18 protein-coding genes are annotated in these 16158 nt (G+C 67.1%); 11 read left to right on the top strand and 7 right to left on the bottom strand.

Features of this window, described 5'->3' with window-relative positions; genetic code table 11:
• Positions 1–135: 135 nt before the first annotated feature.
• Positions 136–1188, bottom strand: coding sequence for an NAD(P)-dependent alcohol dehydrogenase (locus tag ACFWUP_RS10545; RefSeq protein WP_379232893.1), 1053 nt, complete (start codon positions 1186–1188; stop codon positions 136–138).
• Between the two features lie 117 nt (positions 1189–1305).
• On the opposite strand from ACFWUP_RS10545, the gene ACFWUP_RS10550 reads away from it, so the two are divergent.
• From ACFWUP_RS10550 to ACFWUP_RS10570, 5 genes are all read left to right on the top strand, one after another.
• Positions 1306–2376, top strand: coding sequence for a S1C family serine protease (locus tag ACFWUP_RS10550; RefSeq protein WP_379232895.1), 1071 nt, complete (start codon positions 1306–1308; stop codon positions 2374–2376).
• A gap of 41 nt (positions 2377–2417) precedes the next feature.
• A complete protein-coding gene (locus ACFWUP_RS10555) occupies positions 2418–3875 on the top strand; it encodes an alanine/glycine:cation symporter family protein (protein WP_379232897.1) in 1458 nt (485 codons plus the stop codon).
• A 15-nt stretch (positions 3876–3890) separates the two neighbouring features.
• On the top strand, positions 3891–4736 hold the full coding sequence (locus ACFWUP_RS10560) for a polyphosphate kinase 2 family protein (protein ID WP_379232899.1): 846 nt from the start codon (positions 3891–3893) through the stop codon (positions 4734–4736).
• A gap of 81 nt (positions 4737–4817) precedes the next feature.
• Complete coding sequence (locus ACFWUP_RS10565; protein WP_379232901.1) at positions 4818–5573, top strand: DsbA family protein; 756 nt, start codon at positions 4818–4820, stop codon at positions 5571–5573.
• Complete coding sequence (locus tag ACFWUP_RS10570) at positions 5570–6136, top strand: vitamin K epoxide reductase family protein (RefSeq protein ID WP_379232902.1); 567 nt, start codon at positions 5570–5572, stop codon at positions 6134–6136. The genes ACFWUP_RS10565 and ACFWUP_RS10570 overlap by 4 nt, the downstream gene beginning before the upstream one ends.
• Before the next feature lie 8 nt (positions 6137–6144).
• On the opposite strand, the gene ACFWUP_RS10575 is transcribed toward ACFWUP_RS10570, so the two are convergent.
• From ACFWUP_RS10575 to ACFWUP_RS10600, 6 genes are all read right to left on the bottom strand, one after another.
• Entirely contained in the window at positions 6145–6540 is a 396-nt protein-coding gene (locus ACFWUP_RS10575; protein ID WP_379232904.1) for a type II toxin-antitoxin system VapC family toxin, read from the bottom strand.
• The gene (locus ACFWUP_RS10580; protein ID WP_379232906.1) at positions 6537–6791 is read right to left on the bottom strand and encodes a type II toxin-antitoxin system Phd/YefM family antitoxin; all 255 of its coding nucleotides are present in this window, start codon (positions 6789–6791) and stop codon (positions 6537–6539) included. The genes ACFWUP_RS10575 and ACFWUP_RS10580 overlap by 4 nt, the downstream gene beginning before the upstream one ends.
• A 31-nt stretch (positions 6792–6822) precedes the next feature.
• Positions 6823–7455 (bottom strand): class I SAM-dependent methyltransferase, encoded by a 633-nt coding sequence (locus tag ACFWUP_RS10585; protein WP_379232908.1) that lies wholly within the window; start codon positions 7453–7455, stop codon positions 6823–6825.
• The gene (locus ACFWUP_RS10590) at positions 7452–8696 is read right to left on the bottom strand and encodes a saccharopine dehydrogenase family protein (RefSeq protein ID WP_379232909.1); all 1245 of its coding nucleotides are present in this window, start codon (positions 8694–8696) and stop codon (positions 7452–7454) included. Before ACFWUP_RS10590 ends, ACFWUP_RS10585 begins: the two co-directional genes overlap by 4 nt.
• Before the next feature lie 22 nt (positions 8697–8718).
• Positions 8719–10143, bottom strand: a complete 1425-nt coding sequence (locus tag ACFWUP_RS10595; protein WP_379232911.1) for an ABC1 kinase family protein — start codon at positions 10141–10143, stop codon at positions 8719–8721.
• Positions 10144–10269: 126 nt separating this feature from the next.
• Positions 10270–10983 (bottom strand): TetR/AcrR family transcriptional regulator, encoded by a 714-nt coding sequence (locus tag ACFWUP_RS10600; RefSeq protein ID WP_379233297.1) that lies wholly within the window; start codon positions 10981–10983, stop codon positions 10270–10272.
• A 234-nt stretch (positions 10984–11217) separates the two neighbouring features.
• Between ACFWUP_RS10600 and ACFWUP_RS10605 the strand changes: the two genes are divergently transcribed.
• From ACFWUP_RS10605 to purU, 6 genes are all read left to right on the top strand, one after another.
• The gene (locus ACFWUP_RS10605; RefSeq protein ID WP_379232913.1) at positions 11218–12549 is read left to right on the top strand and encodes a DUF445 domain-containing protein; all 1332 of its coding nucleotides are present in this window, start codon (positions 11218–11220) and stop codon (positions 12547–12549) included.
• A gap of 102 nt (positions 12550–12651) precedes the next feature.
• Complete coding sequence (locus tag ACFWUP_RS10610) at positions 12652–13098, top strand: helix-turn-helix domain-containing protein (protein WP_379232915.1); 447 nt, start codon at positions 12652–12654, stop codon at positions 13096–13098.
• On the top strand, positions 13098–13745 hold the full coding sequence (locus tag ACFWUP_RS10615) for a heparin-binding hemagglutinin (protein WP_379232917.1): 648 nt from the start codon (positions 13098–13100) through the stop codon (positions 13743–13745). The genes ACFWUP_RS10610 and ACFWUP_RS10615 overlap by 1 nt, the downstream gene beginning before the upstream one ends.
• 66 nt (positions 13746–13811) lie before the next feature.
• On the top strand, positions 13812–14117 hold the full coding sequence (locus tag ACFWUP_RS10620) for a DUF2516 family protein (RefSeq protein WP_379233299.1): 306 nt from the start codon (positions 13812–13814) through the stop codon (positions 14115–14117).
• 77 nt (positions 14118–14194) lie between these two features.
• Positions 14195–15247, top strand: a complete 1053-nt coding sequence (locus tag ACFWUP_RS10625) for an alpha/beta fold hydrolase (RefSeq protein WP_379232919.1) — start codon at positions 14195–14197, stop codon at positions 15245–15247.
• Between the two features lie 20 nt (positions 15248–15267).
• Positions 15268–16158 (top strand): formyltetrahydrofolate deformylase, encoded by an 891-nt coding sequence (purU, locus tag ACFWUP_RS10630; RefSeq protein WP_379232921.1) that lies wholly within the window; start codon positions 15268–15270, stop codon positions 16156–16158.

The following is a 16158-nucleotide window of genomic DNA, read 5'->3' on the forward strand; positions in this document are numbered from 1 at the left end:
ACTCGCGGCCCCAAGGGGGCCGCGCTCGAGCGCGCCAGCGCTCCAACAAACACAGCCTAAAACCTCTGGGACAACTCAAACCCCGAAGGCTCTGCCAGACAACTCGCCACGCAAGCCCGCGCTCGAGCACTCCAATCACACAGTCGCGGTATCGATCACGAATCGGTACTGCACATCACTGGCGACCACCCGGTCATACGCCGAGTCGATCTCGTCCGCCGAGATCACCTCGATCTCCGCGCCGATCCCATGCGAGGCGCAGAAGTTCAGCATCTCCTGCGTCTGCGCAACCCCACCGATCATCGACCCGGCCAGCGACCGACGGAACCCGGCCAGATTGCGCCCGCTGACGCTCATCGGGTTCTCGGGCAGACCCAGGATGACCAGCGTGCCGTCGAGGGCGAGCAGACGCAGGTAGTTGTCGATGGGCAGATCGGCCGAGACGGTGTTGATGATCAGGTCGAACTGCCCGCGCAGCTGACGGAAGGTCTCCTTGTCGCTGGTGGCGTAGTAGTGATCGGCGCCCATGCGCAGGCCGTCATCGCGCTTGCGCAGCGACTGGCTCAGCACCGTGACCTCCGCACCCAGCGCCGCGGCGATCTTCACCCCGACGTGCCCGAGCCCGCCCATCCCGATGATCGCGACCTTCTTACCCGGCCCCGCGTTCCAGTGCTTGAGCGGCGAATACAGCGTGATGCCCGCGCACAGCAGCGGCGCGGCGACATCGAGGCCGATGCCCTCGGGAATCGCGACGACGAAGCTCTCGTCGACCACGATCTGGGTGGAGTAGCCGCCCATCGTGTACCCGCCGGGCTGCGCGGTTTCGGCGACCGGGGAGTTGTAGGTCCAGGTGGGGCCGTTGGTGCAGTACTGCTCCTCGCCGGCCAGACACGGCACGCACTTGCCGCACGAGTTCACCAGGCAGCCGACACCGACCCGGTCGCCCACCTGGTACTTGCGCACCGACGAGCCGACCGCGGCGACGATGCCGGCGATCTCGTGACCGGGCACGCACGGGTACTTCGCACCGCCCCACTCGTCGCGCGCGGTGTGGATGTCGGAATGGCAGATACCGGCGTATTTGATGTCGATCAGCACGTCGTCGGGGCCGACTTCGCGACGTTCGATGGTGACCTTCTCGAAGGCGCCGTCGGGGGAGGGCTTGGCGTAGGCGGCAGCGGTGCTCATGGCTACATGCCTACAGCCGCATGGGTGCTGTGCCAAGTACCGCGTCCATTTCGAGACCAGCGGACGCGGAAAACGGGTGACAATGGACAGGTCGGCTCGTAAGAGAGGACATGTGCTGTGAAACGTGTCGGACGAGTGCTGGTGACGATGCTGGTCGCGCTGCTGGGGATGTGCGCGTTTCTGGGGTATCGCGGGGAATTCGCCCTGGTCGAGCCCGAATTCGTGGCGCAAGCGCAGGCGCCGGTGCTGGTGCCGCTCGATCCCGTGGCGGTCACCGGGCAGCTGGAGCCGGTGCTGGTCAATATCGACGTCGAGGCCTCGGGTTTCGGGGGCGGGGCGGCCGGGTCGGGGATCGTGCTCACCGAAGACGGGCAGATTCTGACCAGTCATCACGTGATCAAGGGCGCCGACGAGCTGCGCGTCACCGATATCGGCAACGGCCTCGTCTACGACGCGACCGTCCTGGGTTACGACTCCGGCGCCGACATCGCGCTGCTGTCGCTGGCGGGCGCGTCGGATCTGCCGGTCGCCCGCCTCGGCACCTCCGCCGACCTGCGCATCAGCCAGGAGGTGCTGGCCATCGGCGACGCGGGCGGCGACGGTGGCGAACCGACCTCGGTGGCCGGACCGATCACCGATCTGGACGCGACGATCGTCGCCATGAACTCCGCCGATCTGACCCGCAAGGCACTCGACGGCATGGTCGAGGTCGCCGCGCCGGTGATGGGCGGGCAGTCCGGTGGGGCGCTGGCGGACGCGTCGGGCGCGGTGGTCGGGGTGATCACGGCGGCCTCGGGCGAGGACTCGCGCGCTGCGGGCAAACAGCCCAACGGGTACGCGGTCCCGATCGACACGGCCATGCGGATCGTGGCGCAGATCCGTTCGGGAGTGCCCACCGACACCGTCCACATCGGCCCGACCGCCAGCCTCGGGGTGCAGGTCATCGACGCCAGACCGGCAGGCGCCCAGGTGAGCTGGGCCTTCTACGGACAACCCGCGCGCGAGGCCGGAATCATCATCGGGGACGTGATCACCGCGGTCGACGGCGTCTCGATCACCACCGCGAAAGCACTGAGCGCGGCCATCAACATCCGCAAACCCGCCGACTCGGTCCGGCTCGATGTGACCTCCCCGGACGGCGTCACCCGCACCGTCGACGCGGTCTTGGCGCAGGGCACACCCAACTAGCCTGACCGGCGAGGGCGCGTGACGGCGGTAGCGTTCGCCGGATGGACACCCTGAACTCGGTGATCGTCGACATCAACGATGTCTTCTGGAGTTGGCTGCTGATCCCGCTGGTGATCGTGGCCGGGCTGTATTTCACGCTGCGCAGCGGGGTGGTGCAGGTGCGGATGCTGCCCGAGATGTTCCGGGTGGTCGCGGAGAAGGGGCCGACGGCGGCCGACGGGAAGAAGTCGGTCTCGGCGTTCGGCGCGTTCAGCATCTCGGCGGCGGCGCGGGTGGGGACCGGCAACATCGCGGGCGTGGCGACCGCGATCAGCGTCGGCGGGCCGGGCGCGGTGTTCTGGATGTGGACGATGGCCACGGTGGGCGCCGCGTCGGCGTTCGTGGAATCGACTCTCGCCCAGCTCTACAAGCGGCGCGAGAGCGAGCCGGGGACCTTTCGTGGCGGGCCCGCGTACTACATGGAGTACGGGTTGCGGCGGCGCTGGCAGGGTTTGCTGTTCGCGGTGATCATCACGGTGACCTTCGGGTTCGTGTTCAACGCCGTGCAGGCCAACACCATCGTGGCCACCAGCCGCGCCTCGCTGTCGGGCCTCGACGGCGACTGGTATGCCCCGCTGGTCGGGCTCGGATTGGTCGTGCTGCTCGGGCTGGTGATCTTCGGTGGGGTGCGCCGGATCAGCCACATCACCGAGGTGCTGGTGCCGGTGATGGCGCTGGTGTACCTGCTGCTCGGGATCGCGGTCGTGGCGCTCAACATCGGTGACCTGCCGCGCGTGGTCGCCGATATCGTCGGTGGGGCGTTCGGGTTGCGCGAGGTGGTGGGCGGTGGGATCGGTGTCGCGATCGTCCAGGGTATTCGGCGCGGCATGTTCTCCAACGAGGCCGGTCTCGGCTCGGCACCCAATGCCGCTGCGGCAGCGGATGTTTCGCATCCGGTGAAGCAGGGCCTCGTGCAGTCGCTCGGCGTCTACTTCGACACGCTGCTGATCTGCTCGATCACCGCGTTCATCATCTTGACCAGCGACCCCGACCTGTCCGAACGGCGCAGCGCCGACCTCACCCAGAGCGCACTGCACGACACCCTCGGCAGCTGGGCCGGGCACGTGCTCACCGCGGTGGTGTTCATGCTCGCGTTCAGTTCGATGATCGGTAATTTCTACTACGGGCGCACCAACATCGAATTCATCACCACCCGTCCCCAGGCGCTCACCGCGTTCCGGGTGCTGGTGCTGGTGGCGGTGTTCGGTGGCGCGCTCGGCTCGGTGGCCCTGGTCTGGAACCTCGCCGATGTGTTCATGGGCGCGATGGCCCTGGTCAACCTGGCCGCGATCATCCCGCTCGGTGCGATCGCGTTCCGCCTGCTCGCCGACTACCGGGCCCAGCGGCGCGCGGGCAAGGACCCGGTCTACGTGCACAGTGCCGACATCGCCGACCCGGCGGGCGTCCAGTGCTGGCAGACAACGATTGCGTCGAGCTTGCCCGGCAAAGCAGGCGACTAGTGGTAGGCATGGGAAATGGCGAAACAATGGACCGAACGGGCTGATCTCGCACTACGGGCCGACGGTCAGCGCGTCGCCGATCTCGACACTTCGAGCACACCGGGTTTCGACGGAGACAAGACCGAGGGCAAAGCGTTGCTGGCCGAACGCGCGACGGTGCTGTCGGTGTTGCAGGAGAAACTGTTCGCGAACGGTCGCGTCGGCGGGCAACGCAGTGTGCTGCTGATCCTGCAGGGCATGGACACCGCGGGCAAGGGCGGCATCGTGCGCCACGTCATCGGTTCGGTCGACCCGCAGGGTGTGGATCACGCCTCGTTCGGGGTGCCGACCGAGCTGGAGAAGCAGCACGATTTCCTGTGGCGGATTCGCAAGCGGCTGCCCGCGCACGGCCAGATCGGGGTGTTCGACCGGTCCCAGTACGAGGACGTGCTGGTGGTCCGCGTGCACGATCTCGTGCCGGAATCGGAGTGGAGCAAGCGCTACGACCAGATCAACGCCTTCGAGAAGGAGATCACCGACGCGGGCACCGTCATCGTGAAGGTCGCCATGTTCGTCTCCCTCGACGAACAGAAGAGCAGGCTGCGCGAACGGCTGGAACGCCCGGACAAGTACTGGAAGTTCAACCCTGCCGACATCACCGAGCGCGCCTACTGGCCCGAGTACCAGAAGGCCTATCAGGCTGTTCTCGATCGCACCAACACCGATTACGCCCCCTGGTACGTGCTGCCCTCGGACCGCAAGTGGTACTCGCGCCTGGCGGTCACCGAGCTGCTGATCGGCGCGCTGGCGCAGCTGAAACTCGACTGGCCGCCCGCGAACTTCGACATCGCCGAGCAGTTGCGGCGACTCGACGAGTCCTGAAACGAGCTTTGCGGAAACTCTCAGGTTCGGCCCGCATGATGTTCCCCGAGGGGGCCAACGAGCGAAAGGCGTGTGACGACGGTGAGCAACCGGCCTTCAGGCAAGAATCCGCTGGCGGCGGCCGAGGCGGCCGACAAGAAGCGCAAGATCGCGATTCAGGTCGGCGTGGCCGCGGTGCTGGTCGCGCTGGTCGCGGCCATCGGCATCGGGCTGGCGGTGAAGAAGTCCGACTCCGACAAGGAATCGACCACCACGTCGGCGGCGCAGCTGCCCGCGACGGGCGGGGCGGTCACCCCCACCGGCTCGGTCGTGATCGGCAATCCCGACGCCAAGGTCAAGGTGCGCGTCGTCGCCGACCTGCAGTGCCCGGCCTGCAAGAAGTTCGAGACCGCCAACGGGCGCGCACTGGCCGAGGCCGCCGCCAACGGCACCGCTTCGGTCGAGTACCAGATCATCTCGTTCCTCGACAAGGCCTCGACCAACCAGTACTCCTCGCGCGCGGCCAACGCCTCCTTCTGCGTGGCGAAGTCCGATACCACCAAGTACCAGGCCTGGTTGCAGGCCATGTTCGACCAGCAGCCCGCCGAGGGCGGTGCCGGTACCAGCAACGAGGGGCTCATCAAGGTCGCCACCGACGTCGGGTACACCGATCCCGCCGTGGCGACCTGCATCAACGACAAGCCCTACAACAACGACATCCAGCGCTTCACCCAGGCCACGCTGCAGAGCGGGGTGGAGTCGACGCCGTCGGTGTACATCAACGGTCAGCTGAACCAGTCCGACGCGATCTTCACCGAGAACGGCCTGGCCTCCGTGATCGCTGACGCGGCCAAGTGATCACCGCCCCCGCCCGCTCGGCCTGGCTGCTGTTGATCGCCGGGCTGGCGGGCTGGCTGGCGTCGTTCACGCTCACCGTCGAACGGTTCAAGCTGTTCGTCGACCCGGACTACGTCACCTCGTGCAGCATCAACTCGGTGCTGTCGTGCGGGTCGATCATGAAGACCGACCAGGCCGCGGTCTTCGGATTCCCGAACCCGCTGATCGGCGTCGTCGGGTTCTCGGTGGTGGTGACTCTCGCGGTGCTCTCGGTGGTCGGCGTCGGTTTCCCGCGCTGGATCTGGGGTGGTCTGTGGATCGGCACGGTCCTCGGCATCGCCGGGCTGTGCTGGCTGATCTTCCAGAGCCTGTACCGGATCAACGCCCTGTGCCCGTACTGCATGGTGGTGTGGGCAGCGGTGCCGGTGCTGTTCGCGGTGACCACGCAGGAACTGTGGGGCCGCTCGCGCGGGGTGCTCGGCATCCTCGCCGAATGGCGCTGGACCCTGGTGGTGCTGTTCTACGCGGTGGTGCTGCTGCTGGTGTTCCTGAAGTTCCAGGACTACTGGCTCAGCCTGGTCTGAAACACCTGTCAGAGCTTGATGACCTGAAGACCCGGCATGGTGTCGTAGTCGCTGTCCTGTGTCACGAGTGGAATATCGAGGGCGATGGCCGTGGCGGCGATCCAGCTGTCGTTGACCGGAACCTTGCGGCCTGCGGCTCGTAGTCTCGAAACCAACAGCGCCCACGACTCCGAGACCTTCTCGTCGATGCCGAGCGGGGTGAAGCGTTGTGCGAGTTGGTAGGTCGACAGCCGCCGCGACGCGGACTCGGGGTCGTTCGCGTGCAAGACGCCCAGCCGCAGTTCTCCCAGGGTTACCACGGACACGCCCCACTCGTAGTCCGCGACTGCGGCTCGGTCGAACCGCTGTGCTTCCAGTCCGATGAAGATCGAGGTGTCGGCCAGTGCGCGCCGTGATTCACTCACCAACGGAGGTCATCCGTGGTCTCGGACAGGATTTCACGGAGGTCGGCACGCATTCCGGTGGTGTCGCGGCCGAGTTGGACCAGTTCGCCGATGATCTCTGCCGCTGGGATCCACTCTCGGCGAGTGGGGAAGGGAATCAGTTTCGCCACGGGTCGGTTGTCCCGCAGGATCTCGATTTCCTCCCCCGCCTCGACGCGCCGCAGCACTTCGGCAGTGTGATTGCGCAGGTCGCGAGCTGGCACGGCGGTCATGCTACGAGTGTAGCAAGTTTGCTACACCACGTCAGAGCGGCTTAGTGGCGTCGACGTACTGCATGAAGCGGTGGACGCGCTGGTCGACTTCGGTGAGGCCCGCCCTGACGAACAGCTTTGGGAAGGTGTCGCGGTCGAACAGCCGCAGGCCGCTCAGGCTCGCGGCCATGCTGCTCGCGGAGCCGAATAGGTTGTTCTCGCGGTAGCTGGTGCTGATCGCGATGCGGCCGCCCGGTTTCAGGACGCGGATCATTTCGCGGGTGGCGGTGAGGGGGTCGGGGATCAGGTAGAGGGCGCCGAAGCAGCAGACGGCGTCGAAGGTGCCGTCGGCGAAGGGCAGGGTGCGGGCGTCGCCGCGGACGTAGCCGACGCGTGGGCTGGCGTTGTCGGTGGCGGCCTTGGCCAGCATCGCGGGGGAGTAGTCCAGGCCGGTGACGAAGCCGCCGCGGGTGAGGTAGGTGCTCAGGTACTCCGTGAAATTGCCTGGGCCACATGCCAGGTCGAGGACTTTCATGGGGCCGCTCAGGCGCAGCCGGTCGACCGCTTCGCGGCGGTCGGTGCCGGTGGTCCGGCCGCTGGCGAGGTAGAACAGCGTGGGTCGCCACGCGTGCTCGTACACCGCCGCCAGCGCCGGGGCGTTCATCGTCTTGCGGGCGAGATTCACTGCCGTGCGACCTCGATCGTCATGCCTGCCGCGCGCAGCCGCTCGGTGAGCGCTTCGCCCATCGCCGAAGCCGGGGTGAGCACGCCCGCGCGGTCGGGCAGGGTGTCGAAGGCCAGGCTCAGGCCCGCCTGGCCGAGCAGCACGGCGGTGGCCTGGTAGCCGGGGTCGCCGGTGCTGGAGAAGGTGGCCTGGTACTTGGCACCGGAACTGGTGCGCGCGAAGGTCTTCATGGTGAACCAGCCACTGCGGCGGGCCTTTTCGTCGGGGCCGGTACCGGGCTTGGGCAGGATGCGGTCGAGCAGCTTGCGGCCGAGCGAAACCCTCGAAAGGACCGCGCCCGAGGCCATGCCTGCCACGATGCCGCCCGCGATCCCGGCGGCGACCAGTGGTGCGGCGGCGGAGTTACCCGCGTTCATCACCTCGCGGTAGCGGAACTGTTTGCCGTACACCCAGCCGAGCAGGCCGTTGGTGCGGCGCACGATCTTGGTGTTGTGCGAGCCCATCACGAACGTGGTGACCCAGCCGCTCAGGCTGGGGTCGATACTGTCGGCACGGGCCAGCGCCTGGTCGGACTGGCGGCCGACCTCGGGGTCCATGCTGCGGTCCGGGCTCAGTGAGTACGGGTGGGCCAGGATCTTGCCGCGCGAGGAATCCGCCGCGACGTCTTCCATCATGGCGCGCCCGGAATCGATGGTGCCGCCGCTCGCGCCGCCCTTGAGGTAAGCGATCAGGGTGGTGTCCTCGAGTTCACCGGTGTTGTCGGCGAGGGTGGCGCGGTAGATCTCGTACACGCTCAGATCCGACGGAATCGAGTCGTAGCCACAGGAATTCACGATCTTGGCGCCGGAGTCGATCGCGGTCTGCTCGTACTTCTCGATGGCGTCGTGGATGAACAGCGGCTCACCGGTGAGGTCGGCGTAGTGGGTGCCCGCCGTGGCGCACGCGCCGAGCAGCGGCATGCCGTAGCGCAGGTACGGGCCGACGGTGGTGACCACGACCTTGGTGCGCTCGGCCATCGCGGCCAGGGAGGCGGGATCGCTGCAATCGGCGACGACGAGTTCCCACTTCGCGGCGGCCGGGCCCAGATCGTCGCGGGTGGCGGCGAGCTTGCCCGCCGAGCGACCGGCCAGGGCGATCCTGGCATCGGCCGGGGCCGCGGTGAGCAGGTACTCGGCGGTGAGTTTGCCGACGAAACCCGTTGCGCCGAACAGGATCAGGTCGAACTCACGGTGCTGCGGCATGGTGCGCCTTTCGAGAAGATGATCAGGGCTTGGTGGCCGGTGCCTTGCGGGCGCGCGTCTTCTTCACCGGTTTCGGTGGATGGGTGCTGAGCCAATCGCGGTGGGCCAGACCGAGTTCGGTGATCGGCGGTTCGCCGTAGAGCCATTCGCGGGCGATCGAATGCCAGTTGTTGGTGCTGTCGAGCTGGCCGAGCATGCCGAAGGTGAGGAAGTCGGCGCGCCGCGAGAACAGGTGCTCGGGCGGCAGATTCTGCTGCTTCATGCCGGTGAACTCGCTGGCCCTCGGGTCGACGGCGAGCAGGAAGGCGCCGCTGGCCAGCTCGGGGGTGATGGTGAGTTCCTCGTCGACCAGACACCATTCCGATGCGGCGAGCACGTATTCGAGGCATTCCTCGGCGCCGATCTCCTCGGGCGAATCGATCACGCCGCGATCGATCATCAACTGCCGCAGATCTTCCGCGCGATCCTCGGCCGCCGCGCGCAGGCACTGCTTCTCGAATTCGACCAGCTGCGGGTCCATCCGGTTGAACAGCCCGAAGTCGAGGAAAGCCACCCGGCCGTCGCGGGCGAGCAGCACATTGCCCGGATGCGGGTCGCCACAGAACTCGTTGAAGCTGAACAATGAACCGACATAGAAGCGGTAGATGATCTCGCCGACCCGATTGCGCTGCGCCGCAGGCATCTTCCGGATCTCGTCGAAGCCGTCGCCGTCGATGAACTCGGTGACCAGCACCCGGGTGGTCGACAGCTCGGGCACCGAGGAGGGCACCACGATGAACGGGTGCTCGCGGTACAGGTGCGCGATCTCGGCCTGGGTGGCGGCCTCGGCCTGGTAGTCGAGCTCGCTCTCCATGTTCAGCTTCAGCTCGTCGAGCACCGCGGGGGTGATCCACGGCATCGCCGAGGCCAGCACCCGGCGAAACATGGTGAGGTTCTTCAGATCCGCGCGGACCGCGGCGTCGACCCCGGGGTACTGGACCTTCACCGCGACGGCGCGACCGTCGTGCAGCGTGGCCCGGTAGACCTGGCCGATCGAGGCGGCGGCGATCGGTTCCGGATCGAACTCGGCGAAGATCTCCGCCAGCGGGGCACCGAAATCCTGCTCGATCACCGCGCGCATGGACTCGAACGACACCGTCGGCGCAGCATTGCGCAGCACGGCAAGTCGCTGCTGGAACCGCTCGCGATGGGCCTCGGGCACCAGGTCCAGATCGAGTACCGACATCATCTGGCCCAGCTTCATGGCCACGCCCTTCATGGTGCCGAGCACCATCACCACCTGTTCGGTGGTGCGGATCATCGACTCCTCGGCCATCCGCTCGCGCACAGCCTCCGACCGGCCGCGCATCGACAGCCTGGTCTTCTTCGATCGAATAACCGACCCCGCCGCGACCGCGCCCAGCTTCGTCCCGCGGGCAAGCCGGGAAGTCGGCACGTTCTTCGCCATCGAGATACCTCCGTTGGTGCCGACGCGCACGGCGGTGACGCAAGCCACAGCGTCCCGCCCGGGTTCAGCGTAGCCAACCGTGTGGCGTTGTCGAGCCCGGCTCCCGTTAGCGGACGAAAGCGCCGGTCAGGCCAGTTCCGGGGGAACTTCCGGGAACAGGTGCGGCTGCGCGGTGAAGTACGCCGGTGAGCCACCGGCGCGCACGATGCCCTCTAGCGCGCTCCACGCCATCATCGTCAGGTAGTCGATGACGTCCTGACGGGGCATGGCCTTCTCGGTGGTCGTCCACCAGTGCGTGGCCAGCTGAATGCCGCCGACCAGCACGTAGGACCACAGCATCGCGCCGTCGGTGTGCACGCCCTTCGCGCCCGCCCGATCGATCAGCACCGCGGCGACCACCTCGGCGAACAGCCGCTCGAACTCCGCCAGCGAGGACTTGTCGCCCGCGGAATTGCTCATGATGAACCGGTAGACCTCGGGGTCGTCGTCGACGGTGCCGACGTATTCGGTCATCGCGGCGCGCACGAGCTGGTATTCGTCGGCGTCGAGGTTGATCGCGCCGTACACCCGCGGTAGCAGCGTGGTCTCGATGAACCGCTGCATGGTGGCGTGCACGAGGTCGTTCTTGTCGGCGAAGTAGCGGTAGAGCACGGTCTTGGACACGCCGATCTCGGTGGCGATCTCGTCCATGCCCGCCTGGCTGCCCTTCGCGCGGATGGCGTTGAGGGTGCCGTCGACCAGCTCCTCGCGGCGGTCGATCTTGTGCTGGCGCCACCGACGTTTGCGGCCGTCGGCCTGGGCGCCGCCGCGCGCGGTTGCCCGGCTCGACTGCTCGCCGATCTCGACAAGGTCTTCGGTGGACAGAACAGCCCCCTTGTGATCGATGTTGGCGTCTCTGCCCCACAGCTTAGGCGCGCCTGTGTGGGGTGGCGCTCCTTTGGTCCACGTTGGGGCATTTACCACACTTCGTTGTTTACTCGCGCGTACGACAAACCACGCGGTTCGCGTGTCGTAGGCGGCGCCACGCGGGGTTGGCGGCGGCACACTCGCCGCGCGCACAGCAGAATGGGAGGCATGGAGAAATCTCCCGGCAACACGGCGGTTCTCACGCCGCGCACCGAGACCGCGACGCAGCCCGCCGGCTTCGCGCTGCTGACCGACGAGGCGGGCAAGAAACGCGACCTGTTCAAGATGAAGGCGCTCGCCACCGGTTTCCTGGTGGTGGCCAGTGTGATCTACCTGCTGTGCCGTTGGCTCGAATCGCGCGGCGGCGGTGGCGAGTGGGTCGGCTATGTGCGCGCGGCGTCGGAGGCGGGCATGGTCGGCGCGCTGGCCGACTGGTTCGCGGTGACGGCGCTGTTCAAGCACCCGCTGGGTCTGCCGATCCCGCACACCGCGATCATCCGCAAGAAGAAGGACCAGCTCGGCGAGAGCCTCGGCGCCTTCGTCGGCACCAACTTCCTCGCGCCCGATGTGGTCTCGGCCCGGCTGGAATCGGCGCAGATCTCGCTGCGCGTCGGCCGCTGGATGGCCGATCCGGCGCACGCGGCCAGGGTGGCGCAGGAGAGCGCGACGATCCTGACCGCGGTGGTGAACACCCTGCGCGACGAGGACGTCGAGCAGATCATCGACAACACCATCGTCAAGCGGATCGCCGAACCGCTGTGGGGGCCGCCGCTGGGGCGGGTGCTCTCGGAGATGATCGCCGACAACCGGCAGCGCCCGCTGATCGATCTGCTGGCCGAGCGCGCGCATCAGTGGGCGCTCGGTTCGCAGGACACGATCGACCGGATCGTGGTGCGCGATGCGCCGCAGTGGGCACCGAAATTCGTCAATACGTTGCTTTCCGAGCGAATCTATCGGGAATTGGTCGAGTTCACCTGGAAGGTGCGTTCGGATCCCGATCACGAATTGCGCAGGGCCGCCGATCGCTTTCTGCAGGATTTCGCCGAGGATCTGCAACACGACGATGCGATGATCGCCAAGGCGGAGAAGGTCAAGGCCGAGATCATGGGCCGCGAGCAGATCACCGGAATGGCCGAGGCCACCTGGCGCGCGGCGAAAAGGCTGATCTTGGAGTCGGCCGACGATCCCGATTCCACGTTGCGTCGCAAGGTGGCGGAGAATGTGCAACAGCTGGGCGAGCGTCTGCGTGACGATCCGGCGATGCGTGGCAAGGTGGACGGGTGGATCGATCGTGGTGCCCGTTATCTGGTCGGTAACTACTCCGGCGAGATCTCGACCCTGGTGACCGATACGGTCGCGCGCTGGGATGCCGACGAGGCGAGCAAGAAGATCGAATTGCAGGTGGGTCGGGATCTGCAATTCATCCGGATCAACGGCACGGTGGTCGGATCACTCGCCGGCCTGGTCATCTACACGATCTCGCAGCTGCTTTTCCACTGAAAGTGCTGGTAGCGAGGGTTAGCAGCCGGAGTGCTAACTGTAGTGCTTGCAATAGCTAGCACCCTGTTCTAGTATTGGCCTTACAACGCCAGAAGGTGAGCGATGACAGACCAACCCGAGAGTCGTGTAGCGCACGCGGCTCAAGATATCGGAGGTTTCATCAGGGCACAGCGCGAAGGAGCGCAGGTGTCCCTGCGTCAGCTCGCCGCTCTGGCGGGGGTAAGTAATCCGTACCTGAGCCAAATCGAACGCGGATTACGTAATCCCTCCGCTGAAGTACTCGCGCAGATCGCCAAGGCGCTGCGGGTTTCTTCGGAGGTGTTGTATGTGCGGGCCGGATTTCTGGAACAGCGTCCGCACAGCCCGGTCCGTGACGCCCTGCTGGCCGACACTTCGGTGTCCGAACGGCAGAAACAGGTGTTGCTGGAAATCTATGAGTCGTTTCGCCGGGAAAACGGGGAAGACACCGGCTCAGGGGGGAACGAACGAGACACTGACGTTTCGTTCACGACAACTGACACTCCGCCACACCAGGAGAATGAAGACTGATGACCGAGAAGACCGCCACTGTGACCAAGCCGCTGTTCGCCACCGTCGGCGCCGGTGACGCCCTCTACGCCGCCGTGAACGACGTTGTCGCCGACGTCCGTGGCCGCGTTGCCACCGCCGACCCGAAGGCCCGCGTCGAAGAGGCCCGCGAGCGCATCGCGAACGTGCCCGCCGACGTGCAGGCCCAGTTCGACACCCTGCGTGAGCGCATCTCCGGCCTGCCCTCGGAGCTGCCGGAGGACCTCGCCGAGCTGCGCGAGAAGTTCACCCCCGAAGAGCTGCGCAAGCTGGCCGAGCAGTACTACCGCCAGGCGCTCGACATCTACGCCGACCTCGCCGTGCGCGGCGAGGAGACCGTCGACCGGCTGCGTGCCAACGAGGCCGTCGACGAGCAGATCGGCCGCGTCGAGACCCTTTACAAGGATGCTTCGGCTCGCGCCGAGGACGCCCTGACCAAGGTCAACGACCTGCTGGGCCGTGGCAAGGCTGAGGCCGAGGCTGTGGCCGACAAGGTCGAGGCTGTTGTCGAGGCCGAGGTCGTCGCCGTGACCGACGAGACCGCTCCGGCCAAGGCTCCGGCCGCCAAGAAGGCCGCTCCGGCCAAGAAGGCCCCGGCCAAGAAGGTCGCCGCGCCGAAGAAGGTCTAATACCCTTCGCATCACTGCCGACAGCGGCCCCGCACACCACGCGTGTGCGGGGCCGCTGTTCGTATGATGGGGGATGTGAACATCGTGAACAGTCTGACCTCGCTGATCCTGCTGGTCCTGTGGGCCTGCGCCCTCGGCGCGACCCTGTTCGCGATCGTGCACGCGATCCGGCAGCGTGCGGACGCCTTCACCGCGGTCGACAAGTTGAGCAAGCCGATCTGGCTGGCGATTCTGGGCGGTGCGCTGGTGTTCCTGCTGCTCGGTGCGGGCGGGCTGGGGTTCATCGCGATCATCGGCATCGTCGCGACCGGTGTCTACCTGGCCGATGTGCGGCCGAAGGTCGACGAGGTGCAGCGCGGCCCGCGCTGGTAAATCGGTCGCGCTGAGGGCTCGCGGGTGCGTGGTACGCGGTGTTACTGTATCTAGCAGTAACACGAAGGAGTGTGCCGATGCGTGCAACGTTGCCGACGGCTGTGGTGAACCTGGTCGGTCAGGCTTCCACCGTGGTCAAGACCGTGCTGGCGGCCCACCGGGCCGACCTGCGGACCCGTTCGCACGGGATCGCGGCCTTCGATCCGCCACGGGTGCCCCACGAGGTGATCCCGGTGGTCACCGCCGACGGCGCCCGCCTGCGGGTGCACGCCTACGGCCCGGTCGACGCGCCCGTCATCGTGTTCGCGCACGGCTGGACCTGTTCGCTCGAATACTGGAACGCCCAGATCAACGCCTTCGCCGGCGAGTACCGCGTGGTCGCCTACGACCAGCGCGGCCACGGCGAGAGCACCAACGGCTACGCCCGCCCGAGCACGAACCTGCTGGCCGATGACCTGTGCGACGTGCTCGACGCCGTCCTGCTGCCGGGTCAGCGCGCGGTCCTCGCCGGGCACAGCATGGGCGGGATGACGCTCATCGCCTGGGCGGGCCGCTACCCCGAGCGAGTCGCCGAGCAGGCCGCCGCCGTGATTCTCACCAATACCGGCGCGCATTCGCTGGTCGAGGTGTCGACCATGGTGCCCGGTCTGAATGTGCCGCTGCGGATTCTGCGCGGCCGGGCGATGCCGACGCCGGACTGGCTCGGCAAGCTGATCCTCGGCACCCCCGTGGTGCTCCCGCCGATCAAGCCGGTGCGCTGGATCTTCGCCCGTCAGGTGATGACTCTCGACACTTCGCGCGAGAAACTGAACTACGCGCTGTCGGTGGTGCGCGGTTGCCCGATGATGACGCGTTCGCGCTACGGGTTCCTGCTCACCGAGCTGCACCTGGGCGATGACGCGAAGAACTTCTCGGTCCCGACCACCGTGCTCGCGGGTGACCGCGACGACATGACCCCGGCACTGCACGCGGAGCGCCTGGCCGCGCTGCTGCAGGAAGCGGGCTGCCTGGCGGGCTTCAAGGTGCTGCCGACCGGGCACCTCGGCAATGTCGAACGCTTCGACCTGTTCAATGCCGAAGTGGCCGAAGTGCTCGCTTCCGTCCGCGAGCCCGTGCGCGCGCTGGCCTGATCGCCTGCGAGAATCGGCGGATGAGCTATACCGCTGTGACCTCGGACGACCGCCGGTTCGTGCTCACCCTCGGGTGCCCGGACCGGCCGGGCATCATCGCCAGGATCTCCTCGTTCATCGCCGAGTTCGGCGGCTCGATCTCCGAGGCCGGGTACCACTCCGACGGTGACATCGGCTGGTTCTTCACCCGTCAGGCCGTGAAGGCTTCGACGGTGCCGTTCTCCATCGATGAACTGCGCGCGCGTTTCGCGGAGGTGGCGGCCGAGTTCGGGCCCGAAACCGAGTGGCAGCTGCACGATTCCGGTGCGCCGCGGCGGGTGGTGCTGCTGGTGAGCAAGGACGGGCACTGCCTGCACGACCTGCTCGGACGTGCGCAGGCCGGTGAGCTGCCCGCGACCATCGAGGCCGTGATCGGCAACCATCCCGACCTCGCGGGGATGACCGAGGCGCACGGGGTGAAATTCCATTACGTGCCGTTCCCGAAGGACCCGGCCGAGCGCGGTCCGGCCTTCGAGCAGGTGCGCGAGCTCGTCGACTCCCACGATCCGCACGCGGTGGTGCTCGCCAGGTTCATGCAGGTGCTGCCCGCCGAGCTGTGCGCGCACTGGGCCGGGCGGGCGATCAATATCCACCACAGCTTCCTGCCCTCGTTCGTCGGCGCGCGGCCCTATCACCAGGCATACGCGCGCGGGGTGAAGCTGATCGGGGCGACGTGTCACTACGTCACCGCCGAGCTGGACGCGGGGCCGATCATCGAGCAGGACGTGATCCGGGTCGATCACGCCGACGACGTGCGCGACATGGTCCGTCAGGGACGCGACATCGAGCGAGTGGTGCTCGCACGCGGGCTGCGCTGGCACCTCGAGGGCCGGGTGCTCGTGCACGGTCGGCGCACGGTCGTCTTCGAGTGA

Origin of the sequence: Nocardia sp. NPDC058658, from assembly GCF_042716665.1 — a bacterium.
Classification (GTDB): domain Bacteria; phylum Actinomycetota; class Actinomycetes; order Mycobacteriales; family Mycobacteriaceae; genus Nocardia.

Bases quoted from the DNA above. Each gene is read 5' to 3' on its own strand.
- ACFWUP_RS10625 (WP_379232919.1), top strand. From the start codon at position 14,195: ATGCGTGCAACGTTGCCGACGGCTGTGGTGAACCTGGTCGGTCAGGCT.
- ACFWUP_RS10545 (WP_379232893.1), bottom strand. From the start codon at position 1,188: ATGAGCACCGCTGCCGCCTACGCCAAGCCCTCCCCCGACGGCGCCTTC.
- ACFWUP_RS10620 (WP_379233299.1), top strand. From the start codon at position 13,812: ATGGGGGATGTGAACATCGTGAACAGTCTGACCTCGCTGATCCTGCTG.
- ACFWUP_RS10610 (WP_379232915.1), top strand. From the start codon at position 12,652: ATGACAGACCAACCCGAGAGTCGTGTAGCGCACGCGGCTCAAGATATC.
- ACFWUP_RS10615 (WP_379232917.1), top strand. From the start codon at position 13,098: ATGACCGAGAAGACCGCCACTGTGACCAAGCCGCTGTTCGCCACCGTC.
- ACFWUP_RS10555 (WP_379232897.1), top strand. From the start codon at position 2,418: ATGGACACCCTGAACTCGGTGATCGTCGACATCAACGATGTCTTCTGG.
- ACFWUP_RS10595 (WP_379232911.1), bottom strand. From the start codon at position 10,143: ATGGCGAAGAACGTGCCGACTTCCCGGCTTGCCCGCGGGACGAAGCTG.
- ACFWUP_RS10605 (WP_379232913.1), top strand. From the start codon at position 11,218: ATGGAGAAATCTCCCGGCAACACGGCGGTTCTCACGCCGCGCACCGAG.
- ACFWUP_RS10580 (WP_379232906.1), bottom strand. From the start codon at position 6,791: ATGACCGCCGTGCCAGCTCGCGACCTGCGCAATCACACTGCCGAAGTG.
- ACFWUP_RS10560 (WP_379232899.1), top strand. From the start codon at position 3,891: ATGGCGAAACAATGGACCGAACGGGCTGATCTCGCACTACGGGCCGAC.
- ACFWUP_RS10590 (WP_379232909.1), bottom strand. From the start codon at position 8,696: ATGCCGCAGCACCGTGAGTTCGACCTGATCCTGTTCGGCGCAACGGGT.
- purU (WP_379232921.1), top strand. From the start codon at position 15,268: ATGAGCTATACCGCTGTGACCTCGGACGACCGCCGGTTCGTGCTCACC.